This window comes from Monashia sp. HAY1-5C (assembly GCF_056755255.1).
Genome location: NZ_JBPGXG010000089.1, coordinates 1 through 19,600, shown reverse-complemented (window position 1 = coordinate 19,600; position 19,600 = coordinate 1). Strand labels below are relative to the sequence as shown.

Sequence of the window (19,600 nt, the reverse complement as noted above, 5' to 3'; positions counted from 1 at the left end):
GGCGACGCCGGCCACCCGCTTCCGCTACGCCGTCACGCCCACCCTCACCGGCCTGTCCACCAGCGCAGGTCCGACGGCGGGCGGCCAGACGGTCACGATCAGCGGCACCGCCCTCACCGGTGCCACGACCGTCTGGTTCGGCACCTCACGCGCCCCGTCGTTCACGCGCCTGTCCGCGACGTCGGTGCGCGCCGTCACCCCGGCCCGCCCGGCGGGGACGGTCGACGTCCGCGTCACGACGCCGAACGGCACGACCCCCGTCGTCCGGAGCGGCCGGTACTCGTACGAGGCGGTCCCGACCGTGACGAACGTGTCGCCCTCGAGCGGCCCGTCGCGCGGCGGCACGGTCGTGACCCTGACGGGCACGAACCTCGGCAACGCCAGCTCCGTCTTCTTCGGCGGCACCCGGGTCCTCCAGGTCACCCGGGTCTCGGCGTCGACGCTGAAGGTCACCGCCCCCGCGCACGCCGCGGGGACGGTCTGGGTCCGGGTCACGTCCGCCGGCGGCTGGTCGGCCGTGGGCCCGGCGACGAGGTACACCTTCGGCGCCCCGCCCGCGGTGACGGGTCTCTCGGCAGACGCGGGGCCGCTCGCGGGCGGCACGGTTCTCACGGTCACCGGCACCCACCTCGAGGACGTCACCTCGGTGCGGTTCGGCAGCACGCCGGGCACCGACCTCGTCGTCGTCAGCTCGACGACGCTCCGGGTCACGACCCCCGCGCACGCCGCGGGCACGGTGTCGGTGCGCGCGGTCAACGCCAACGGCACCTCCCCCGACGTCGCCGCGGCGACGTTCGCCTACGAGCCCGCCCCGCGCGTCACCTCGCTGTCGGTTCCGGCCGGCCCGCTGCGCGGTGGCACCGTCGTCACCCTGACCGGCACGACGTTCGGGCGGGCCCAGTCGGTCACCTTCGACGGCGTGCCGGGAACCGCCCTCGTCCGCGTGTCCGACACGCAGCTCCGCGTGACGAGCCCCGCCCACGCCGACGGCACCGTCGACGTGCAGGTCGTCGCGCCCGGCGGCACGTCGGCCACCGGCTCGGCCAGCCGCTTCGTCTACCAGGCCGTCCCGACCGTCACCGGCGTGACGCCCACGCTGTCGCGGACCAGGGGTGGCACGACCGTCACGATCACCGGCACGGCCTTCGACCGCGTCAGCGCGGTCACGTTCGGCAGCAAGCCCGCGACGGCGTTCACCCGGGTCTCCTCCACCACGGTGACCGCCACCGTGCCGCCGATGGCGGAGAGCGTCGTCAACCTCCACGTCGTCACACCCGGTGGCAACTCGGCTCCTCGTGCCGCCAACGCCTTCACGTACCAGGACCCGCCGGTCGTCACCCTCGTGTCGCCGTCGTCCGGCCCGCTCGCGGGGGGTACCACCGTCACGCTGAGCGGCACGTCGTTCCAGAACGCGTCCGCCGTGCTGTTCAACGGGGTACCGGCCACGTCCTTCACCCGGGTCTCGGCGACCCGCCTCACCGCCGTCGTCCCGGCCCGGGTCTGGACCGGCACGGTGCCGGTCCGCGTCACCACCCCCGCCGGCACCGTCGTCAAGAGCGACGGCTTCCTCTACGACGCCGGCGCCTCGCTGCAGCCGGGCCAGTCCCTGACCGCGGGCACGACGATGCGCTCGCCCAACGGCGCCTACACGCTGACGCTCCAGCCCGGCGGCGACCTCGTGCTGACCAAGGGCACCACCCGCCTCTGGTCGGCCGGCACCACGGGCACCGGCAACCGGCTGACCGTCCGCGCGGACGGCAACGTCGTCCTGCTCAACGCGAGCGGCGCGGGCATCTGGAGCAGCGCGACGTCCGGCTGGACGGGCGCGCACCTGACGCTCGGTGACGACGGGCTCCTGCTCCTGAGCCAGGGCGTCACGCCCGTCTGGGACCACCGTGGGATCCGGTACGACCGCCTCCTGTCGGGGCAGACCCTGCGCGCCGGCGAGTCGCTGCAGTCGGTCAACGCGTCGTGGCGCCTCACGATGCGCACCGACGGCAACCTCGTCGTCACGACCTCGGCCGGCCGGCTGCAGTGGTCGGCGCTGACGTCGGGCTCGGGCAACGTCGCCGTCATGCGCACCGACGGCAGCTTCGTCGTCAAGTCCCGCTCGGGATCGGTGCTGTGGTCGACGAAGACCACCGACGCCCCCGGGTCGATCGTGCGGATGCTCGGTGACGCGAACGTGGCGGTGTACGAGGGCCCCAAGGTCGTGTGGGCCATCACCGGCGGTCCGGGCCCGCGCAGCTGGGCGTGCTACTCCAAGGCCACCCAGACGTGCATCACCCGCTTCGGCTACTACGGCCAGAGCGCGTGGGGCTACCCGGTCGACGCTTGGGGCAACAACTGCACCAACTTCTCCGCCTACCGCCTGTCCCGCGACGGCGTGCCCAACCCCGGAAACCTCGGCAACGCGGCGACGTGGGACGACCGGGCCCGGGCCAAGGGCTTCGTCGTGGACCAGAGGCCGAAGGTCGGCACCATCGCGCAGTGGAACAGCAACCATGTGGCCTACGTCGACTGGGTCAGCTCCGACGGCACGAAGGTCGCGATCTCCGAGAGCGGGTACGGCGGCACGGTCCTCGGCGTCACGTACACCTCGATGAGCGGTCGCCGCATCCTCACGAAGGGCACGTCGTCCTGGCCGTCGAACTTCATCCACTTCCGCTGAGCGGGCACCGGTGACGGCGGGGGTGAGCCGGCTGTCCCAGCGGACTTCACCGCCCGCGCCCGACCCATCGGCTGCACCGGCTCGTCGCCGACGACCTCTGGGCGTCGAACGGGCCCGTGGTCGGGTCAGGCGGCCGTAGCATCCGGCAGACGCTGCCACCAGAAGGGATCCCGTTGTCCGAGCTCCACCCCGTGCCCTCCACGCCCGAGCCCGCCGGCGGCGTCCCCACACGGGCCGCGCAGCGGGTCGCCGACCCCGCACGACCCCGCCTCTCGTGGTTCGCGCGCCGACGGCGAGCAGCGCTCGACCGTGCGTCGGCCCGCATCCACAATGGGCTCTGCGCCGAGGCCGGCCACGGGGAGGCGCCGTCATCCCCGGCGGGCGTCTCGGGCGGTGTCCTGGCGATCTCGGTGCTGGTGCTGCTGGGATACGCCACCACCGTGGTTCTGCTCGTCGTGGCCACGTTCGCGTCGAAGAACGCGGTCGCCTGGTTCGGTGTCGTGCTCGGCTGGCTGGTCGTGGCCGCGGTCTCGCCACGCCCTGGCCGTCTCGAGGACGTCCACCTGCTGCCGGCGCACGACTACCCGAACACGAACGGTCTCGTCGCGGTCGTGGCCGAGGCCGTCGGTACGCCCAGGCCCGACCTCATCGCGGTGTCGACGGAGTTCAACGCCGGCGTGTCGCGGGTGGGTTGGGGGCGCCGTCAGGCCCTCGTCATCGGCCTCCCGCTCTGGACACTCTTGAGCGACGACGCCCGCGTCGCTCTGCTCGCGCACGAGATGGGCCACCTCCGCGGCGGAGACACGACCGTGGGCCACCTCGTCTGGACGGCACACGGCGTGCTCTGCCGTGCCGCCACCCTGCTCGTCCCCTTGCCGGCCGACGCGTACTCGGACTTCGTCGACTACCGGCGCGCGAGCTCCGAGGCCGTCATGAACGCCTTCGGATCCCTGGTGCTGCGGATCCTGTCCGTGCCGGCGACGCTCCTGCTGCTCCTCTTCGAGCGGCTCGCGGCGGTCGACTCGCAGCCACGCGAGTACCTCTCGGACCTCCGGGCCGCTGACGTCGCGGGCACCGCCGCGGTGGTTCGGCTCCTCGTCACGCTCGAGAGCGTGTCGGGCCTGCGAACGCTGACGGCCGCCGGTGTACGTCGCCGCGAGGACCCGTTCACCGTCCTCGAGTCGGTGCGCGCACGTCCGGCCCCGACGGCCGAGCAGGTCGCCGCCGCCCGCCGCCGTGCCGAGGACCAGGACCTGCGTTGGGACGCGAGTCACCCGCGCGACGACCTGCGACTGTCGCTCGTCGAGGCACGCGACGCCGAGGGCACGCTGGCCCTGTCCGACACGGACGACGCCGACGGTGAGCTGGCCCGGCTACGACCCGCTCTCACTCGTCAGCTCGAGGACGAGCTGATCCACCCGAACACCTGAGGCCCGGTCGCGACCCACCGGAGGGCTGTGGTCCGGGCGCGCCGAGGTCCGGGCCGGATCGTCGGTGCCGGCGCGCGCGGCCTAGCCTTGGGGGATGGATCTCGGCCTCGACTTCGGCACCACGTACACCGTCGTCGCCCACGCCGACCGGGGCAACTACCCGGTGGTGGCCTTCCTCGACGAGGACGGAGACGCCCGTGACCACTTCCCGTCCGTCGTCGCGGACGACGGAGGGACGCTGCTCCACGGCTTCGCGGCGCTGGAGGCGGCCCGCCGGGGCGCGCCGTCCGCGCGTTCGTTCAAGCGACTGCTCGCCGAGCCCCGCGTCACGCCGGACACCCCCATGCGCCTCGGCGACCGGCAGGTGCCGCTGTTCGACGTCCTGACCGGGCACTTCTCGGCCGTGCTGGACGCGCTCCGGACGGGCTCGAGCATCGAGGGCAGGCTGGATCGGACGGCCACACCGCGGGCCGTGCTCGGCGTACCCGCCCAGGCCAACAGCGCCCAACGCTTCCTCACGCTGGAGGCCTGCCGGCGGGCCGGCTTCGACGTGGCCGGCCTGGTCAACGAGCCCTCGGCCGCCAGCTTCGAGTTCGCCCACCGGCAGGCACGGTCGATCACGTCTCGGCGAGACCTCGTCATCGTCTACGACCTCGGCGGAGGCACCTTCGACGCGTCGTTGCTGCGGCTGTCGGGCACCCACCACGAGGTGCTCGACTCCTTCGGCGTCAACCGGCTCGGCGGGGACGACTTCGACCAGGAGCTCGCCGCGGTCGCCCTTCGGGCTGCCGGCCGTTCGGGCACCGAGCTGTCCGAGGTGTCGTGGGCGAGCCTGCTCGAGGAGTGCCGCGAGGCCAAGGAGCGGATCGGTCCGCAGTCCCGACGGGTCACCGTCGAGGTACCCGGGGTCGATGACGACGGCAGCACCGCAGTGACCGTTCCCGTCGACGACTTCTACTCCGCCGTGACGCCCCTCGTCGCGGCCACCACGGAGGCGATGGAGCCGCTGGTGCGGTCGCTCTCGGCCGACGACGACGGTGACGAGCTGCAGGGAGTGGCCGGCATCTACATCGTCGGCGGGGCGAGCGGCCTGCCGCTCGTCCCCCGCGTGCTGCGGTCGCGCTTCGGTCGTCGCGTGCACCGCTCCCCGCTGCCGAGCGCGTCCACGGCCGTCGGCCTCGCCATCGCGGCCGACCCCGACGCGGGGTTCTCGCTGCGCGACCGGCTCTCGCGCGGCTTCGGCGTCTTCCGCGAGCGCGAGGGCGGGGCTGCCGTGTCCTTCGACCCGGTGCTCGACCGGTCGCTGCCGACCGCCGACGCGCTGGGCGAGCCGGAGTCCGCCGCCCCGGTGGTCGTGACCCGCCGGTACCAGGCGGCTCACAACATCGGCTGGTTCCGGTTCGTGGAGTACTCCTCGGTCGACGACCAGGGCGAGCCGCGCGGCGACCTCGCGCCGATGGCCCAGATCGTCTTCCCGTTCGACCCGGAGCTCCAGCAGGCGGCGGACCGGACCGCGAGCGGCGAGGCTCTCGACGCGTCGGTCCTGCAGGGCCTGCCCATCGTGCGCCTCGAGGCCGGGCCGCTGCTCGAGGAGCGCTACACCGTCGACTCGGACGGCATCGTCGAGCTCTCCCTCACCGACCTGACGACCGGCTACCGGCAGGAGCACGTGCTCCGCGTCTGAGCCGGGTGTGGACGGCGCCGCCCTTTTTGCGTTAATGTCATTGACATGAAAGAAGCGGCCCCCGCGTCACGGCCGTACGTCATGGATGCGCGGGCCCGCGCTGCGGCCGAGACGGGCGAGCGGATCCTGGACGCGACCACCAGCCTCTTCGTCGAGGTCCCGTACGCCCGTCTCACGCTGGCCGGCGTCGCGGAACGGGCCGGCGTCACGGTGCAGACGGTGATCCGTCGCTTCGGCGACAAGGAGCGCCTGGTCGCCGCAGCCGCGGCACGCGGACGCGCCGCGGTGCAGGCCCAGCGTCAGGAGGCGCCGGTCGGCGACCTGCGAGGGATCGTGCACAACCTCGTCGAGCACTATGAGCAGGCCGGCGCGATCGCGCTCCGGCTGCTCGCCGAGGAGGAGTCCTCGCCGACCATCGCCGAGATCGCGCAGAGCGGCCGAGACCTCCACCGCCAGTGGTGCGCCCGCGTCTTCGCGCCGACCCTTGCGAACCTGCGTGGACCCGCACGCCGACGGCGTCTGGCCCAGCTCGTCGCCGTGTGCGACGTCCACACCTGGAACCTGCTGCGCACCGACGCCGGTCTGAGCCGGCGCCAGGTCACCGAGGCGCTGCTCGAGATCCTCGAGCCGCTCACCCAACCCGCTGCTGCGCCGAGCAGCTGAGCGATCGGAGCGACCATGTCCGTCGTCCTCGCCTACACCTCCCCCGCCATCGGTCACGTGTTCCCGATGACGCCGCTGCTGCTCGAGCTCCGACGGCGCGGCCACGACGTACACGTCCGCACCCTGGCCTCCCAGGTGGAGACGCTGCGCGGGCTGGGGCTGTCCGTTCAGCCCATCGACCCCGCCGTCGCGGCCATCGGCCACACCGACTGGTCCGCCCGCGGTGCTCGGCGTGCTCTCGAGCGGACCGTCCTCACCTTCTGTGAACGGGCCGGCCTCGACGGACCGGACCTGCAACGGGCCATCGACGAGGTCCACCCCGACGTCGTGGTCGTCGACCTCAACGCCTGGGGCGCGTCCCTGACCGCCGAGGCCTGGGGCGGACCGTGGGCCTTCTTCAGCCCGTACACCCCACCCATCCGCTCACGGGGCACACCGCCGTTCGGGCCGGGACTGGCACCGATCCCCGGACCCGTCGGACGCGTCCGCGACGCCCTGCTCCGACCGCTCGTGCTGGGCGCCGCCGAGGCGGCGATGACGCCCAGGATCAACGCCCTGCGCAGGCAGCGTGGCCTGCCGGTCGTGACGTCGGCCGACGCGTTCTTCCACCGCGCCGACGTGATGCTCGTGGCGACCGGCGAGCCGTTCGAGTACCCGCACCCCGACTGGAGCGGCCGGGTCGCCATGATCGGCGCGCTCCCCTGGGAACCTCCGGTCCAGGTCCCGGAGTGGCTCGACGAACTCGAAGGACCGCTGGCCCTGGTGACGACCTCCTCGGAGTACCAGGCCGACGGGGACCTCGTCCGGGCGGCGGTCGACGGCCTCGCCGGCGAGCCGTTCACCGTCGTCGTCACCGCACCGGCCGGCACGAGCGGGACCCACGGCGACGTCGCCGCTGCCGCGGGGAGGTCAGCAGGCAACGTCCGGGTCCTCGACTTCGTGCCGCACGGCCCCGTCCTGGAGCGGGCCGTCGTCGCCGTCACGCACGGCGGGATGGGCGCCACGCAGAAGGCTCTCGCCCGGGGGGTGCCGGTCTGCGTCGTCCCCTTCGGCCGCGACCAGCACGAGGTGGCCGCCCGCGTCGTGCACGCGCGTGCGGGGACCCGGTTGTCGCCACGCAGGCTGACGCCGGCGTCCTTGCGCCACAAGGTCCGTCAGGCGATGACCATGGCCGAGGGTGCGCGCCGGGTCGCCGCCGGCTACACCGCCGCGGGCGGGGCGGTGTCCGGGGCGGACCACGTGGAGGCGCTGCTCAGCGGGCACTAGGTACGGTGCGCCGGCTCTTGCTCTTGTGGCGACCGTCGTCGTCGACGAACCTGTTGCCATGGACCCGATGGCCGACACACCGCACGGGCAGGGCATTCCGACGCACCAGACGGTGCCGATCGCGGACTACGGGTTCCTGTCGGACGGTGAGGTGGCGGCGCTCGTGGCTCCCGGCGGGGACGTCGACTGGATGTGCCTGCCGCGCTTGGACTCCCCGAGCGTCTTCGGCGCGATGCTCGGGCGGCACTCGGGGCGCTTCCGCCTGGGGCCCTCGGACGTGAGCGTGCCGTCGGCACGCCGCTACCTACCGGGGACGATGGTGCTCGAGACGAGCTGGGGCACCCCGACAGGGTGGATCATCGTCCGGGACGTCCTGCTCATCGGTCCGTGGCACCACGACGACGGGGTGTCCCTGAAGCACCAGCGCACGCCCGTGGACTACGACTCCGAGCACACGCTCCTGCGCAACATCCGCTGCGTGTCGGGCGAGGTGCAGCTGGTGATGGAGTGCGAGCCCGTGCTCGACTACGGCCGTCGGACGGCGCGATGGGAGTACACCGACCGCGGTTACCACCAGGGGCGCGCATCGGCCGAGGGGTCCGACGTGTCGGTGACGCTGACGACGGATCTTCGTCTCGGCTTCGAGGGCGGGCAGGCCACGGCCCGGACGCTGCTCAAGGCCGGCGACGAGCGCTTTCTCGCCCTCTCGTGGGGGGCCGTCCCGCCACCGCTGACCAGCGCCGAGGCGCACGACCGGCTCGAGTGGACGGCACACCACTGGCAGCACTGGCTCGCGCGCGGCCGCTTCCCCGACCACCCGTGGCGCAGCTACCTGCAGCGAAGCGCCCTGACGCTCAAGGGACTGACGTACGCCCCGACCGGAGCCATCGCGGCGGCCGCGACGACGTCGCTACCGGAGACCGTCGGGGGCGCACGCAACTACGACTACCGCTTCACCTGGATCCGTGACGCGACGTTCGCCCTGTGGGGCATGTACTCGCTCGGGTTCGACTGGGAGGCAGTCGACTTCTTCTCGTTCATCGCCGACGTCGCCGAGCGTGACGACGACCTGCAGATCATGTACGGGATCGGTGGAGAGCGCGACCTCTCCGAGTCGACGCTCGACCACCTGCCCGGGTACGCCGGCTCACGGCCGGTGCGCGTCGGCAACGCCGCCCACTCGCAGGTGCAGCACGATGTCTGGGGCGCGCTCCTCGACTCCGTGTACCTGCACTCGAAGGTCGCCGACCACCTGGACGGGCGGATCTGGCCGATCCTCGGCAAGCAGGTCGAGGCGGCCCTCAAGCACTGGCGGGAGCCGGACGCGGGCATCTGGGAGGTACGCGGCGAGCTGCAGCACTTCACCTCCTCGAAGATCATGTGCTGGGTCGCGGCCGACCGCGGTGCGCGCCTCGCCGCGATGATCGGGCAGGAGGCCGAGGCCTCCCAGTGGCGGCTGGCCGCCGACGAGATCAAGGCGGACGTCCTCGAACACGGCGTCGACGATCGCGGCGTGCTGACCCAGTACTACGGGACCGACGCCCTCGATGCGTCGCTGCTCCTGGCGCCGCTGGTGCGGTTCCTTCCGTCCGACGACCCGCGGATCCGGGCGACGGTGCTCGCGATCGCCGACGAGCTCACCGAGGACGGGTTGGTGCTGAGGTACCGGGTGGACGAGACCGATGACGGGTTCTCCGGCAAGGAGGGCACCTTCACGATCTGCTCGTTCTGGCTCGTGTCGGCGCTGTCCGAGATCGGGCAGCACCGGCGAGCTCACGAGCTGTGCGCCAAGCTGCTGTCGCTGGCCGGGCCGCTCGAGCTCTATGCCGAGGAGATCGACACCCACACCGGTCGCCACCTGGGCAACTTCCCGCAGGCGTTCACCCACCTGGCCCTGATCAACGCGGTCATGCACGTGATCGCCCACGAGCACGAATCTGGTCGGTCCGAGTGAGCCGGACCGCCACCGGTTGAGCGGGGCCGGCCCTTGCCACGGCACTCACGTCTCGCACGATGACGCGGAGGTCCCCGAGGCCTGGTGGGGATGGCGCGGGCGAGCCCCGGCGGCAGGCAGCCGGACGGCGACGTGCAGTCCGCCACCCGGACGCGGGGTGAGCGTGAGGGTCCCGTCGTGTGCCCGGACGATGCTGTCCACGATGGCGAGGCCGAGGCCGACACCGGCGTGCTCGGTTCGCGTGCGTCCGGCCCCGCGTTGGAAGGGCTCGGCGAGCGTGCCGACCAGGGCGGCGTCGAGGTGCTCACCGGTGCTCTCGACGGTGAGCACGACGCTCCCCTCGGTCGGCGCGCTGGTCGTGACCCACACCGTGCCGCCCCGAGGCAGGTTGTGGACGATCGCGTTGTGCGCGAGGTTCGTCGTCATCTGTTGCAGGAGCACCGGCGACCCGAGCGTCGGGGCGGTGTCGCCCGAGGTCTCGATGGCGACACCACGCTCCTCTGCCAGCGGGAGCAGCGTCTCGGCGGCGTCCTCCGCGAGCAGTGACAGGTCGACCTCCTCCCGGGTGAAGGAGCGCTGGCCGGACCGGCTGAGCAGGAGCAGCGCCTCGGTGAGCCGGACTGCCCTGGCGTTGAGGTCGAGGAGCCGTCCGACGAGCTGCCCGTGGTCGTGGTCCGGGTCCTTGCGGGCCACCTCGAGGAGGGTCTGGGTGATCGCGAGGGGGGTGCGCAGCTCGTGCGAGGCGTTGGCGGCGAAGCGCCGCTGTTCGGCGACGTGTGCCTCGAGCCGCGCGAGCATGGTGTCGAAGGCGTCTGCGAGCTCACGGAACTCGTCGCTGCGGCCCTCGAGCCGGACCCGGTGCGCCAGCGAGCCGGTGGCCGCGACGCGGGTCGCCTCGGTGATCCGGCTCAGGGGCGCCAGCATCCGTCCGGCAAGCAGCCACCCCCCGACGAGGCCGAACGCGAGAAGGAACGTCAGCGCCTGGACGGCGCGCGGCGTGAACGCATCGAGGAGGTCGGAGCGCGTCGGGGTGAAGGGGCCCGGCAGGCCCGGACCGGTGCGTGTGTGCTCGGGCACGTAGCGCAGGAGGAAGACCCAGACCGTCGCCAGCAGCAAGGTGCCCGCGACCATGAGGAAGCCCGTGTAGCTGAGCGTGAGCTTGAGGCGGACGCTCAGGCCCGGCGGCCTAGGCACCCGGACCGCCCCGACCGGCGTCCGGCCCTGCGTCGATGCGGTAGCCGACGCCGGGAACCGTGGCGATGACCCACGGTTCGCCGAGTCGCTTGCGCAGCGCCGAGACCGTGATGCGGACGGCGTTGGTGAACGGGTCGGCGTTCTCGTCCCAGGCCCGCTCGAGCAGCTCTTCGGCGCTGACGACACCGCCGTCCGCACCCACGAGGACCTCGAGCACCGCGAACTGCTTCCGGGTGAGGCCGACGTACCGACCGTCGCGGTAGACCTCGCGGCGGAACGGGTCGAGCCTCAGACCTGCGATCTCGCGCACCGGTGGTCGGCTGTGGGTGCGCCGGCGGTCGAGCGCCCGGAGGCGGAGCACGAGCTCCCTCAGCTCGAACGGCTTGGTGAGGTAGTCGTCGGCGCCGAGCTCGAAGCCCGAGGCCTTGTCCTCGATGCGGTCGGCCGCCGTCAGCATGAGGATCGGCGTCCCGGCACCGGACTCGACGATGTGCCTGGCGATCTCGTCGCCGCTGGGTCCGGGGACGTCGCGGTCGAGCACGGCGATGTCGTACGCGTTGACGGCCAGCAGCTCCAGGGCGAGGTCGCCGTCCCCGGCCGTGTCGGCCGCGATCGCCTCCAGCCGCAGGCCGTCACGGATGGCTCCTGCGAGCAGGGGCTCGTCCTCGACGACCAACACGCGCATGCGCCAAGGATAGGGACCGCGCCCCTATCGTCCGCGTATCGAAAACGGCATACGCGCCGGCAACGCGGCCCGGGCTTGGCTGGACGGCATGTTCCCGTTCCAGCACTCCTCGGCGCGACGGCACCGCCGTCGGTCGGCCCTGCCCACCGTCCTCGGCATCGTCATCGTGCTGGTGGGCGTCACCGCCTGCCGCGCGCCGGCCGATGGGTCGGCAGCACCACCCGGGGTTGCCGAGCCGTCCGTGCACGCCTCCTACGAGCGCATCCGAGCGACTGCCTCCCTCCACGCGCCCGGTGAGCTGACCGGCGACACGCACGGACTCGGCGTCGCGGACGGTCGGCTCCCTGACGGTGTCACGGCGTTCGACACCGGGTTCCCGGCCCTGAGCAAGCTCGACCCGGCCCTGGTCCGCGCCCTCCGCAGGGCCACGACGGCTGCCGAGCGGCAGGGGGTCACGATCTTCGTCAACAGCGGCTGGCGCTCGGCGGCCTACCAGGACCGGCTGCGCGACGAGGCGGTCACCAGGTACGGCACGGGTGCGGAGGCCTCCCGCTGGGTCGCCGACGCAGCCGCGTCCCCCCACGTCGCGGGAGAGGCGGTCGACGTCGGGGAGCTCGACGCCACCACGTGGCTCTCGCAGCACGGGGCGAAATACGGCCTGTGCCAGGTCTACGCCAACGAGCCCTGGCACTACGAGCTCCGCGCCGATGCCGGCGAGCGTGGCTGCCCGGCGATGTTCAGCGACCCGTCGCACGACCCCCGGATGCAGCAATGACGGGCCGACGCCGCCTCGGCGCGCTGTTCGCCCTCTACCTCGCCCTCCTCGGGTGGGCCGTGCTGTGGAAGCTCGACGTCCCGTGGACCGGCAGCGAGCGCGTCGTCAAGCTCGTTCCGTTCGTGGCGACCCGGCAGGCCGGTGCCAGCGCGCCGTCCGAGGTCGCGGCGAACCTCCTGCTCTTCGTCCCGTTCGGCGTGTACCTGGGTCTCCTGCGCCGGGAGCGACCGGGACGGACGGTCGCTCCAACCGCAGCGGGGGCCAGCCTGGCCCTGGAGCTCGCGCAGTACGTTCTCGGTGTGGGGAGGTCGGACACCACCGACATCGTCGTCAACACCGCCGGTGCTCTGGCCGGACTCGCTGTGCTCGCCCTCGTCCGGCGCCGGCTCCGGGTCCGGACCGTCGCGGTGCTGGTCCGGGTCTGCGTGGTCGGGACCGCGGTGGCCGTGGTCGGCGCGGCCCTCTACGTCGCCTCACCGTGGCAGGTGGCGCACGTGCGTGACGCCGGGCCCCTGGCACGTCCGGACAGCCCGGGCAGAGGGTGACCGGGGCCGCGGGCCTCGCCGGAGCCGGTGACGCCGGTGCGCCGTCGCGTCAGTGCTCGTCCGGCGTCTGGGTGGACTCGTGTCGTGTGCGTTCGGGATCCTCGGTGCGCTCGTCCGACTCGGCGAGGATGGCCCGTGCCTGGGTCTCGGGGTCGTCGCTGCCCGCGGCCTGCTCCTCCGGCAGGAGCTCTGCGCGCGCCTCGACGCGGTCCTCCGCGGGTCCGTCGCTCATCGTTCGACGGTACCCGCGCACGTACCCCGGTGCGACCTCTGCAGGCGCAGGTGGCGCGCCGCCGTCAGCACCTACGCCGTCTCCCGCGCTGACAAAGGCGCATTTCGCCCATTCTGCTCCCCGGGCGCTCGTCGCAGGCTAGGTTTCCCCTCGGCCCGTTGCTGTTCCGCTCGGGCGGGTTCTCGCCCTGCTCGACGACCGAGCTCCGGCGGGCTGTCAAAGGGGTTCCATGGGCGTGCTGCACCGCCGATCTGTCATGTCTGCTGTCGTGGTCCTGGGGCTGGTCTGGGCTCCTGCCACGGCCGCCCTCGCCGCGGGGGACAACCCCTCGCCACCTGTGACCAAGCAGGAGCGGCTGCGCCAGCTGCACGCCCAGTCCGCCAAGGGCCCCGGCTCCGACCGCCCCGGCGCCGACGCCCGGCTCAGAAGCCTGGCCGTCCGGCGCGACCCCGGCAAGGTGGTCCTCTCGGTGAAGGTCCGCGGTGGGGCACGGGTCAACACCTCCTCGTTGGCCGATGTCGTTCGCGCCGCCACGGCGGACGGTGCGACGCAGCGCCGGGTGCTGCGCCAGCTGGGCACCTTCTCGGTCGAGGTGCCGAAGGCTGCCGCCGACGGGTTCGCGGCGAAGCTGCGGAGACGCTCCGACGTCACCCGGGTCGATGTCGTGGGTCGCAAGACGCTCAGCTTCCTTCCCGACGACCCGAGCTACTCGGCGACCGCGCCGTACCTCGACGCGATCACCGCCCCGAGCGCGTGGGACGTGCACCGCGGTGACGCCGGCGTCCGCGTCGCCGTCGTCGACAGCGGCGTCGACGTGCTCCATCCGGACCTCACGGGTCGGGTCACCGACTCGTACAACGCGGTCGACAGCGGGACGGACGTCAGCGACGCCGTGGGGCACGGCACCTTCGTCGCCGGCGTCGCCGCCGCGACCGCCGACAACGGCATCGGGATCGCCGGCGCGTCCATGGGAGCGAGCGTGATGGCGGTCAAGGTCGCCGACGCCTCCGGTCAGGTCTGGTCCGACGCGGAGGCCGCGGGCATCGTCTGGGCCGCCGACCACGGCGCGAACGTCATCAACCTCAGCCTCGGCAGCCAGTCCCCCGCGCAGGTCGAGTCCGACGCCGTCGCCTACGCGGTGGGCAAGGGGGTCCTCGTGGTCGCCGCGGCCGGCAACGACGGCAGCACGACGCCCAGCTATCCCGCCGCCTACCCCGGCGTCGTCGCCGTGGGGGCGACCGACGCGGCAGGCCACCGCGCGTCCTTCTCCCAGTACGGCCCGTGGGTGACCGTCGCGGCGCCGGGCACGTCGATCACCAGTACCGCGCCGACCGCCGGCAGCGCCTTCTTCCAGCAGAGCTACGACACCGCCGACGGCACGTCCTTCTCCACGCCGCTGGTGTCGGCCGAGGCCGCCCTGCTCTGGTCTCTGCGTCCCGGTGTGAGCGCGGCGGACGTCCGCGCCGCCATCGTCGGCTCGGCGCACGGCTACACCGGCCTCGGGCTGGGCGCGGGCCAGGTCGACTTCCGGGCTGCGATGGATGCCCTGCGCCCCGACTCGCTGCCCGCGGTCACCGCCCCCGCGAACGAGTCGGCGGTCACCGGGCAGGTCACGATCACGGCCGCCTCCTCGGCGGCCAAGGTCCGCTTCGTCGTCGACGGCTCCCCACTCGGCGCTCCGGTCCCCACCACCGGCGGTTCGGCCAGCACCGTGTGGACCACCTGGGGTCTGCCCAACGGCGTGCACACGATCAGCGCTGCGGACTGCAGCCTCAAGGACCTGTGCAACCCGACGCCGGCCCGGCTGACGGTCACCCTGGCCAACGCGGCACCGGTCGTGACCTCGCCCAAGCCGTCGCAGACGGTCTCTGGCAGCGCGACGTTCACCGCCACCGCGCCGGGTGGCGCAGTGGCCTTCCTCGTCGACGGCGTCCGACGGGGCCTGGACACCAGCGCCCCCTACACGCTGACCTATCCGGTCAGCGCGCTGAGCGACGGAGCCCACTCGCTCAAGGCCGTCGGCTGCTCGTCGGCCGGGGCGTGCGCCGGACCGTCCTCCCCCGTCGTGACCTTCACCAACCTGTCCCTGCACCCGAGGTTCACCGCGGTCAGCCCGAGCGTCTTCAGCCCGAACGCCGACGGCCGCTCGGACTCGACGAAGGCCACCTACTACCTGCCGGACACCGAGTCGGTGACCTACCTGGTGCGCAACGCGGCAGGCACCGTCGTGCGCGGCCCGGCGAGCCTGGGCAGCCAGGCCGCCGGAAGCCACACGTTCGTCTGGAACGGCCTGCTGAACGGGGGCGCCCGGGCAGCGAGCGGGACCTACCGCCTCGAGCTCGTCACGAGCCGGGCCACGAGCGCGGGCACGCTCCGCGGCTCGGCCACCGCACCCGTGCGCGTCGACCTGGCTGCGCCCACGATGTCGTCCATCACCGGCAGCGGCTCGGGGTTCTACCCCTACCCGGACGGCTACCGCGACACGTTCTCGCCCGCCTTCACGCTCGACGAGGCCGCCGGCATGACCCTCACCGTCCGCAACAGCTCCGGCACCGTCGTCCGCACCGTCTCGGGCAGCCGGGGCGCGGGACGGACCACCCTGGCATGGAACGGCCGCAACAGCGCCGGTTACCTCGTGGGCGCGGGGACGTACTACTGGACGCTCACCGCGCAGGATGCCGCGGGCAACCGCCGCACCAGCGCCCGGTACACCGTCACGGTCAGCAGCAAGAGGCTGGTGACGAAGAGCACCGTCGTGACGAAGTACGGCTCCCAGTTCTCCGTCGCCGGGGGGAGCGAGGGCGGGTACTGCGCGGATGCCGACCCCGCCATGTCGGACTTCGCCCCCTACGGTGTGTGGCTGCACAACACCTGCAGCCTCGACTGGGACGGTTTCCAGATCGCCGGCGCCACGTACCGCTTCACCGCGCCGGCGGCCTTCAGCTACACCTCCCTGAGGATCGAGAGCTACGGCAACTCCCTGGCGCCGTCCCGGTTGGGCGCCGGCTTCACGCGATGGGGCACCGTCGACTACACCTTCGCACCGGAGATCATCACCGGAACGTCCAACGCCTGGCGCACGATCGGGTCGGTGTCGCCTGCTGGTCTGGTCAGCTCGACGCGTCAGGTGGAGGCAACCCTCTACGTCCCCAACGCCTACTACACCAACGACTACGACATCGGCCAGGTGCGCCTCGTCGTCACGTACAAGGTGCTCGCCTGAGTCGCGCCTCGGCGCGATGACGCCCTCAGCGGGATCGGGACACCCCGACCGCTCAGCATTGCTCCACGGCATGAGCCGGCTGGCGCGGCACGGATGGTGACTCGCCACACGGAGCAATGCTGAGCGCCGCGAGGGTGACCCGCCCGGCGCTCGGCGTCTCGCCCGGCTCGGCGTCGGCTGGGTCCTCGGGTCCGTGGACCTCCTCGATGCCGTCCGGGACCGTGCCGTACCGACGGCCGCCGGCGCTGCGGTGCCTGCAGGGCTCAGCCCCAGTAGTCGTCCATCGGCTCGGCTGCGTCGTCGCGGGCAGAGCTGCCACGCCGCTCGGTGACCGTGAACCGGCCCCGGTAGAAGAGCATCGGCCGGCCGGCCTCGCCGTCCTCGAGGCCGCGGACGCGACCGATGACGACGTCGTGGTCACCGGCCACGTGCACCTGCTCCACGGTGCAGTGCACGCGGACGATGGCCCCCGGGAGGCTCGGACCGCCGTGCTCGGAGGGTGTCCACTCCAGCCCGTCGAAGCGACGTCCCGCCCTCGAGCCGAACCGGGCCACGACGTCACGCTGCTCGTGCTCGAGGACGTTGACGGTGAAGCGTGCCTGGTCGCGCATCCGCGGCCAGGACCGCCCGCGGTGGTCGGCACAGAAGAGGACGAGCGGCGGGCGCAGGGACACCGAGGCGAAGGACTGGCACGCGAAACCGACCGGTTCGCCGTCGGCCGCGTATCCGGTGACGATCGTGACCCCGGTCGCGAAGTGCCCGAGCGCGTGGCGCAGGTGCTCCGGCGAGGGGTCGACCGGCGTCACGTCGGTCACGGTCGCTCTCCCTGCCCCGGCTCCCGGGCCTCGCCGAACGCCTGCACGAGCGCCGCGAGCCGCGAGGCCTCGTGCCCGGCGACGTCGCCGTCGGCCTTCTGGATCGCCATGACGGCCACGGTGTCACCGTCCTCGAGGTCGAGGCTGACCCAGGGCTCACCGCCGCCGAACTGCACGCCGACGACCTCCGCCCACTCGAGCGTCCGGGTCACGACGAGGTTGCGCACGACGAGCCCGTCACGGCTCGGCACGGCGACGATCGTCGCGTAGCGCCACGCGACCGCGGCGAGGACGACGCCGAGGCCGAAGAGCATGAGACGGTCGACGAGGCCCCAGTGACCGATGGTCTGGGCCGGCATGAGCAGTGCGATGGCGCCGAAGAGCACGAGGGAGCCCCACACCGCGACGAGGGCGACGACCCGTCCGCGGCGCGGGCGGAACGGCGCCAGCGCGTCACCCTCGTGGTGCGGGGCGACGGGGGCGGGGTCGTCGCTCACAGCCGGCACGCGGCGATGTCGGTGACGAGGATGGCTCGCGCCCCGAGGTCGTAGAGCTCGTCCATGAGGCGGTTGCGCCCCACCTGCGGCACCATCGCGCGGACGGCGACCCAGGCCTCGTCCTGCAGCGGCGACACCGTCGGTGACTCGAGGCCGGGCGTCAGCTCGGTGGCCCGGTCGACGAGCTCGCGCGGACAGTCGTAGTCGAGCATGACGTAGGTGCGGGCGGTGATGACGCCGGCCAGGCGACGCTGGAGGACCGCGACGGCCTGGTCCTCTCCGGGCCGGTCCCCGCGCACGAGGACGGCCTCCGAGTGCAGGATCGGCTCGCCGAAGACCTCGAGGCCCTGCTGGCGCAGCGTCGTGCCGGTCTCGACGACGTCGGCGATGACGTCGGCGACGCCGAGGGTGATCGCGGTCTCGACCGCACCGTCGAGACGCACGACCTCTCCGGTCACGCCGCGCCGCTCGAGGTCCGAGCGCACGAGCCCGGCGTACGACGTGGCGACGCGCTTGCCGGCGATCTCCTCGATCGACGCGACGTGCCCCGGGCGTGCGGCGTACCGGAACGTCGACGCGCCGAACCCGAGCGTCATGACCTCGATGGCGCCGGAGCCGGAGTCGAGCAGCAGGTCGCGGCCGGTGACACCGGCGTCGACGGTGCCGGAGCCGACGTAGACGGCGATGTCGCGGGGGCGCAGGTAGAAGAACTCGACGTCGTTGTCGTGGTCGGTGACGACGAGCTCCTTGGTGTCGCGACGCGTCCGGTAGCCCGCCTCGCGGAGCATGTCGACGGTCGCCTCGGACAGGGAGCCCTTGTTGGGCACGGCGATGCGGAGCATGGGTGGTCCTCGGAAGTCGTTGTGGCGGTGAGCGGCCCGCGCCTCAGAGGTGCGCGTACACGTCGTCGAGCGAGATGCCCTTGGCGAGCATGAGGACCTGCAGATGGTAGAGCAGCTGGCTGATCTCCTCGGCGGCCTCGTCCGTGGTCTGGTGCTCCGCGGCCATCCACACCTCGGCGGCCTCCTCGACGATCTTCTTGCCGATGGCGTGCACCCCGGCGTCGAGGGCCGCGACGGTGCCCGAGCCCTCGGGCCGCGTCGCCGCCTTGTCGGCGAGCTCGGCAAACAGCTGTTCGAAGGTCTTCACGAGGCCCAAGCGTACGGGGGCCGTGCTCACCGCCCCGACCCCGCTCACTCCGTGGCGGACCGGGCCGCCGGGACGACGCGGGGGCCCCCGCTGCCTCCGGCTCCGGGCGGCGCCACGCGCGCGAGGGCGACGACGGTGGCGACCGCCGCGGTGGCCGCCTCGTGCCCCTTGTCCTCGGCCGAACCGGGCAGGCCGGCGCGGTCGAGGGCCTGCTGCTCGTCGTCACAGGTCAGCACGCCGAAACCGACCGGCGTGCCGGTTCGGACCGCGACGTCGGTCAGCCCGGCGGTCGCCGCCTGGCAGACGTACTCGAAGTGTGGCGTGCCGCCGCGGATGACGACGCCGAGGGCCACGAGGGCGTCGTACCACTCCGCGAGTCGCGCGCAGGCGACCGGTAGCTCGAAGGTGCCCGGCACCCGCACGACGTCGACGTGCTCGACCCCGGCGTCGCGCAGGCCCCGGCGGGCGCCGTCGAGCAGCCCGTCCATGACCGTCTGGTGCCAGCTCGCGGCGACGACGGCGACGCGCAGGCCCCGCCCGTCGGTCCTGATGGTGGGGGCGCCGTCCTTCATGCCGTCTCCTGTCCGTGTTCATGGTGCTGTCGGTGTTGCTGTGGGTGCCGCCCGGGCACCGGGCCGCCACCGGTCGGGATGTCGTGGCCGAGGCGCTCGCGCTTGGTGATGAGGTACTGCTCGTTGTCGCGACCCACCGGACCGTGCAGCCCCTCCACGGCCACGACGTCGAGGCCCAGGTGGCGCAACGCCTGGACCTTGCGCGGGTTGTTCGTCAGCAGCACGACGGCCTCCACCCCCAGGTC

At 72.9% G+C, this 19,600-nt stretch carries 17 protein-coding genes and 1 pseudogene; 9 read left to right on the top strand and 9 right to left on the bottom strand.

Going from position 1 to position 19,600, the window contains the following annotated elements; all coding sequences use genetic code 11:
* From ACR9ZK_RS14090 to ACR9ZK_RS14065, 6 genes are all read left to right on the top strand, one after another.
* The coding region (locus tag ACR9ZK_RS14090; protein ID WP_481342568.1) for an IPT/TIG domain-containing protein at positions 1-2,671 on the top strand (2,671 nt) is incomplete at its 5' end.
* A gap of 173 nt (positions 2,672-2,844) precedes the next feature.
* Positions 2,845-4,101, top strand: a complete 1,257-nt coding sequence (locus ACR9ZK_RS14085) for a M48 family metallopeptidase (protein ID WP_481342567.1) — start codon at positions 2,845-2,847, stop codon at positions 4,099-4,101.
* Between the two features lie 94 nt (positions 4,102-4,195).
* Positions 4,196-5,785: an Hsp70 family protein gene (locus ACR9ZK_RS14080; RefSeq protein WP_481342566.1), complete on the top strand. Its 1,590-nt coding sequence runs from the start codon at positions 4,196-4,198 to the stop codon at positions 5,783-5,785.
* 45 nt (positions 5,786-5,830) lie between these two features.
* A complete protein-coding gene (locus ACR9ZK_RS14075; RefSeq protein WP_481342565.1) occupies positions 5,831-6,448 on the top strand; it encodes a TetR/AcrR family transcriptional regulator in 618 nt (205 codons plus the stop codon).
* Between the two features lie 15 nt (positions 6,449-6,463).
* The gene (locus ACR9ZK_RS14070; protein ID WP_481342564.1) at positions 6,464-7,714 is read left to right on the top strand and encodes a glycosyltransferase; all 1,251 of its coding nucleotides are present in this window, start codon (positions 6,464-6,466) and stop codon (positions 7,712-7,714) included.
* A gap of 67 nt (positions 7,715-7,781) precedes the next feature.
* Positions 7,782-9,668 (top strand): glycoside hydrolase family 15 protein, encoded by a 1,887-nt coding sequence (locus ACR9ZK_RS14065; RefSeq protein WP_481342563.1) that lies wholly within the window; start codon positions 7,782-7,784, stop codon positions 9,666-9,668.
* Between the two features lie 45 nt (positions 9,669-9,713).
* On the opposite strand, the gene ACR9ZK_RS14060 is transcribed toward ACR9ZK_RS14065, so the two are convergent.
* Together ACR9ZK_RS14060 and ACR9ZK_RS14055 are read right to left on the bottom strand one after the other, a co-directional pair.
* Positions 9,714-10,844, bottom strand: a complete 1,131-nt coding sequence (locus ACR9ZK_RS14060; RefSeq protein WP_481342569.1) for a sensor histidine kinase — start codon at positions 10,842-10,844, stop codon at positions 9,714-9,716.
* 10 nt (positions 10,845-10,854) lie between these two features.
* Complete coding sequence (locus tag ACR9ZK_RS14055) at positions 10,855-11,547, bottom strand: response regulator transcription factor (RefSeq protein ID WP_481342562.1); 693 nt, start codon at positions 11,545-11,547, stop codon at positions 10,855-10,857.
* 88 nt (positions 11,548-11,635) lie between these two features.
* On the opposite strand from ACR9ZK_RS14055, the gene ACR9ZK_RS14050 reads away from it, so the two are divergent.
* Together ACR9ZK_RS14050 and ACR9ZK_RS14045 are read left to right on the top strand one after the other, a co-directional pair.
* Entirely contained in the window at positions 11,636-12,322 is a 687-nt protein-coding gene (locus tag ACR9ZK_RS14050; RefSeq protein ID WP_481342561.1) for a M15 family metallopeptidase, read from the top strand.
* Positions 12,319-12,867: a VanZ family protein gene (locus ACR9ZK_RS14045; RefSeq protein WP_481342560.1), complete on the top strand. Its 549-nt coding sequence runs from the start codon at positions 12,319-12,321 to the stop codon at positions 12,865-12,867. The genes ACR9ZK_RS14050 and ACR9ZK_RS14045 overlap by 4 nt, the downstream gene beginning before the upstream one ends.
* Before the next feature lie 49 nt (positions 12,868-12,916).
* On the opposite strand, the gene ACR9ZK_RS14040 is transcribed toward ACR9ZK_RS14045, so the two are convergent.
* Positions 12,917-13,099, bottom strand: coding sequence for a hypothetical protein (locus tag ACR9ZK_RS14040; protein ID WP_481342559.1), 183 nt, complete (start codon positions 13,097-13,099; stop codon positions 12,917-12,919).
* Between the two features lie 256 nt (positions 13,100-13,355).
* Here ACR9ZK_RS14040 and ACR9ZK_RS14035 point away from each other — a divergent pair, with 256 nt between their 5' ends.
* Entirely contained in the window at positions 13,356-16,322 is a 2,967-nt protein-coding gene (locus tag ACR9ZK_RS14035; RefSeq protein WP_481342558.1) for a S8 family serine peptidase, read from the top strand.
* A 263-nt stretch (positions 16,323-16,585) separates the two neighbouring features.
* On the opposite strand, the gene ACR9ZK_RS14030 is transcribed toward ACR9ZK_RS14035, so the two are convergent.
* The 6 genes and pseudogenes from ACR9ZK_RS14030 to ACR9ZK_RS14005 all read right to left on the bottom strand — a co-directional run.
* The gene (locus tag ACR9ZK_RS14030) at positions 16,586-17,137 is read right to left on the bottom strand and encodes a flavin reductase family protein (protein WP_481342557.1); all 552 of its coding nucleotides are present in this window, start codon (positions 17,135-17,137) and stop codon (positions 16,586-16,588) included.
* Positions 17,134-17,634 (bottom strand): PH domain-containing protein, encoded by a 501-nt coding sequence (locus ACR9ZK_RS14025; RefSeq protein ID WP_481342556.1) that lies wholly within the window; start codon positions 17,632-17,634, stop codon positions 17,134-17,136. Before ACR9ZK_RS14025 ends, ACR9ZK_RS14030 begins: the two co-directional genes overlap by 4 nt.
* On the bottom strand, positions 17,631-18,476 hold the full coding sequence (gene hisG, locus ACR9ZK_RS14020) for an ATP phosphoribosyltransferase (protein ID WP_481342555.1): 846 nt from the start codon (positions 18,474-18,476) through the stop codon (positions 17,631-17,633). The genes ACR9ZK_RS14025 and hisG overlap by 4 nt, the downstream gene beginning before the upstream one ends.
* Before the next feature lie 43 nt (positions 18,477-18,519).
* A complete protein-coding gene (locus ACR9ZK_RS14015; protein ID WP_481342554.1) occupies positions 18,520-18,783 on the bottom strand; it encodes a phosphoribosyl-ATP diphosphatase in 264 nt (87 codons plus the stop codon).
* Positions 18,784-18,827: 44 nt separating this feature from the next.
* On the bottom strand, positions 18,828-19,355 hold the full coding sequence (gene ribH / locus ACR9ZK_RS14010; protein WP_481342553.1) for a 6,7-dimethyl-8-ribityllumazine synthase: 528 nt from the start codon (positions 19,353-19,355) through the stop codon (positions 18,828-18,830).
* Positions 19,352-19,600 (bottom strand): annotated as a pseudogene (locus ACR9ZK_RS14005) (hypothetical protein); the annotation flags it as partial. The pseudogene ACR9ZK_RS14005 and the gene ribH, both read right to left, overlap by 4 nt.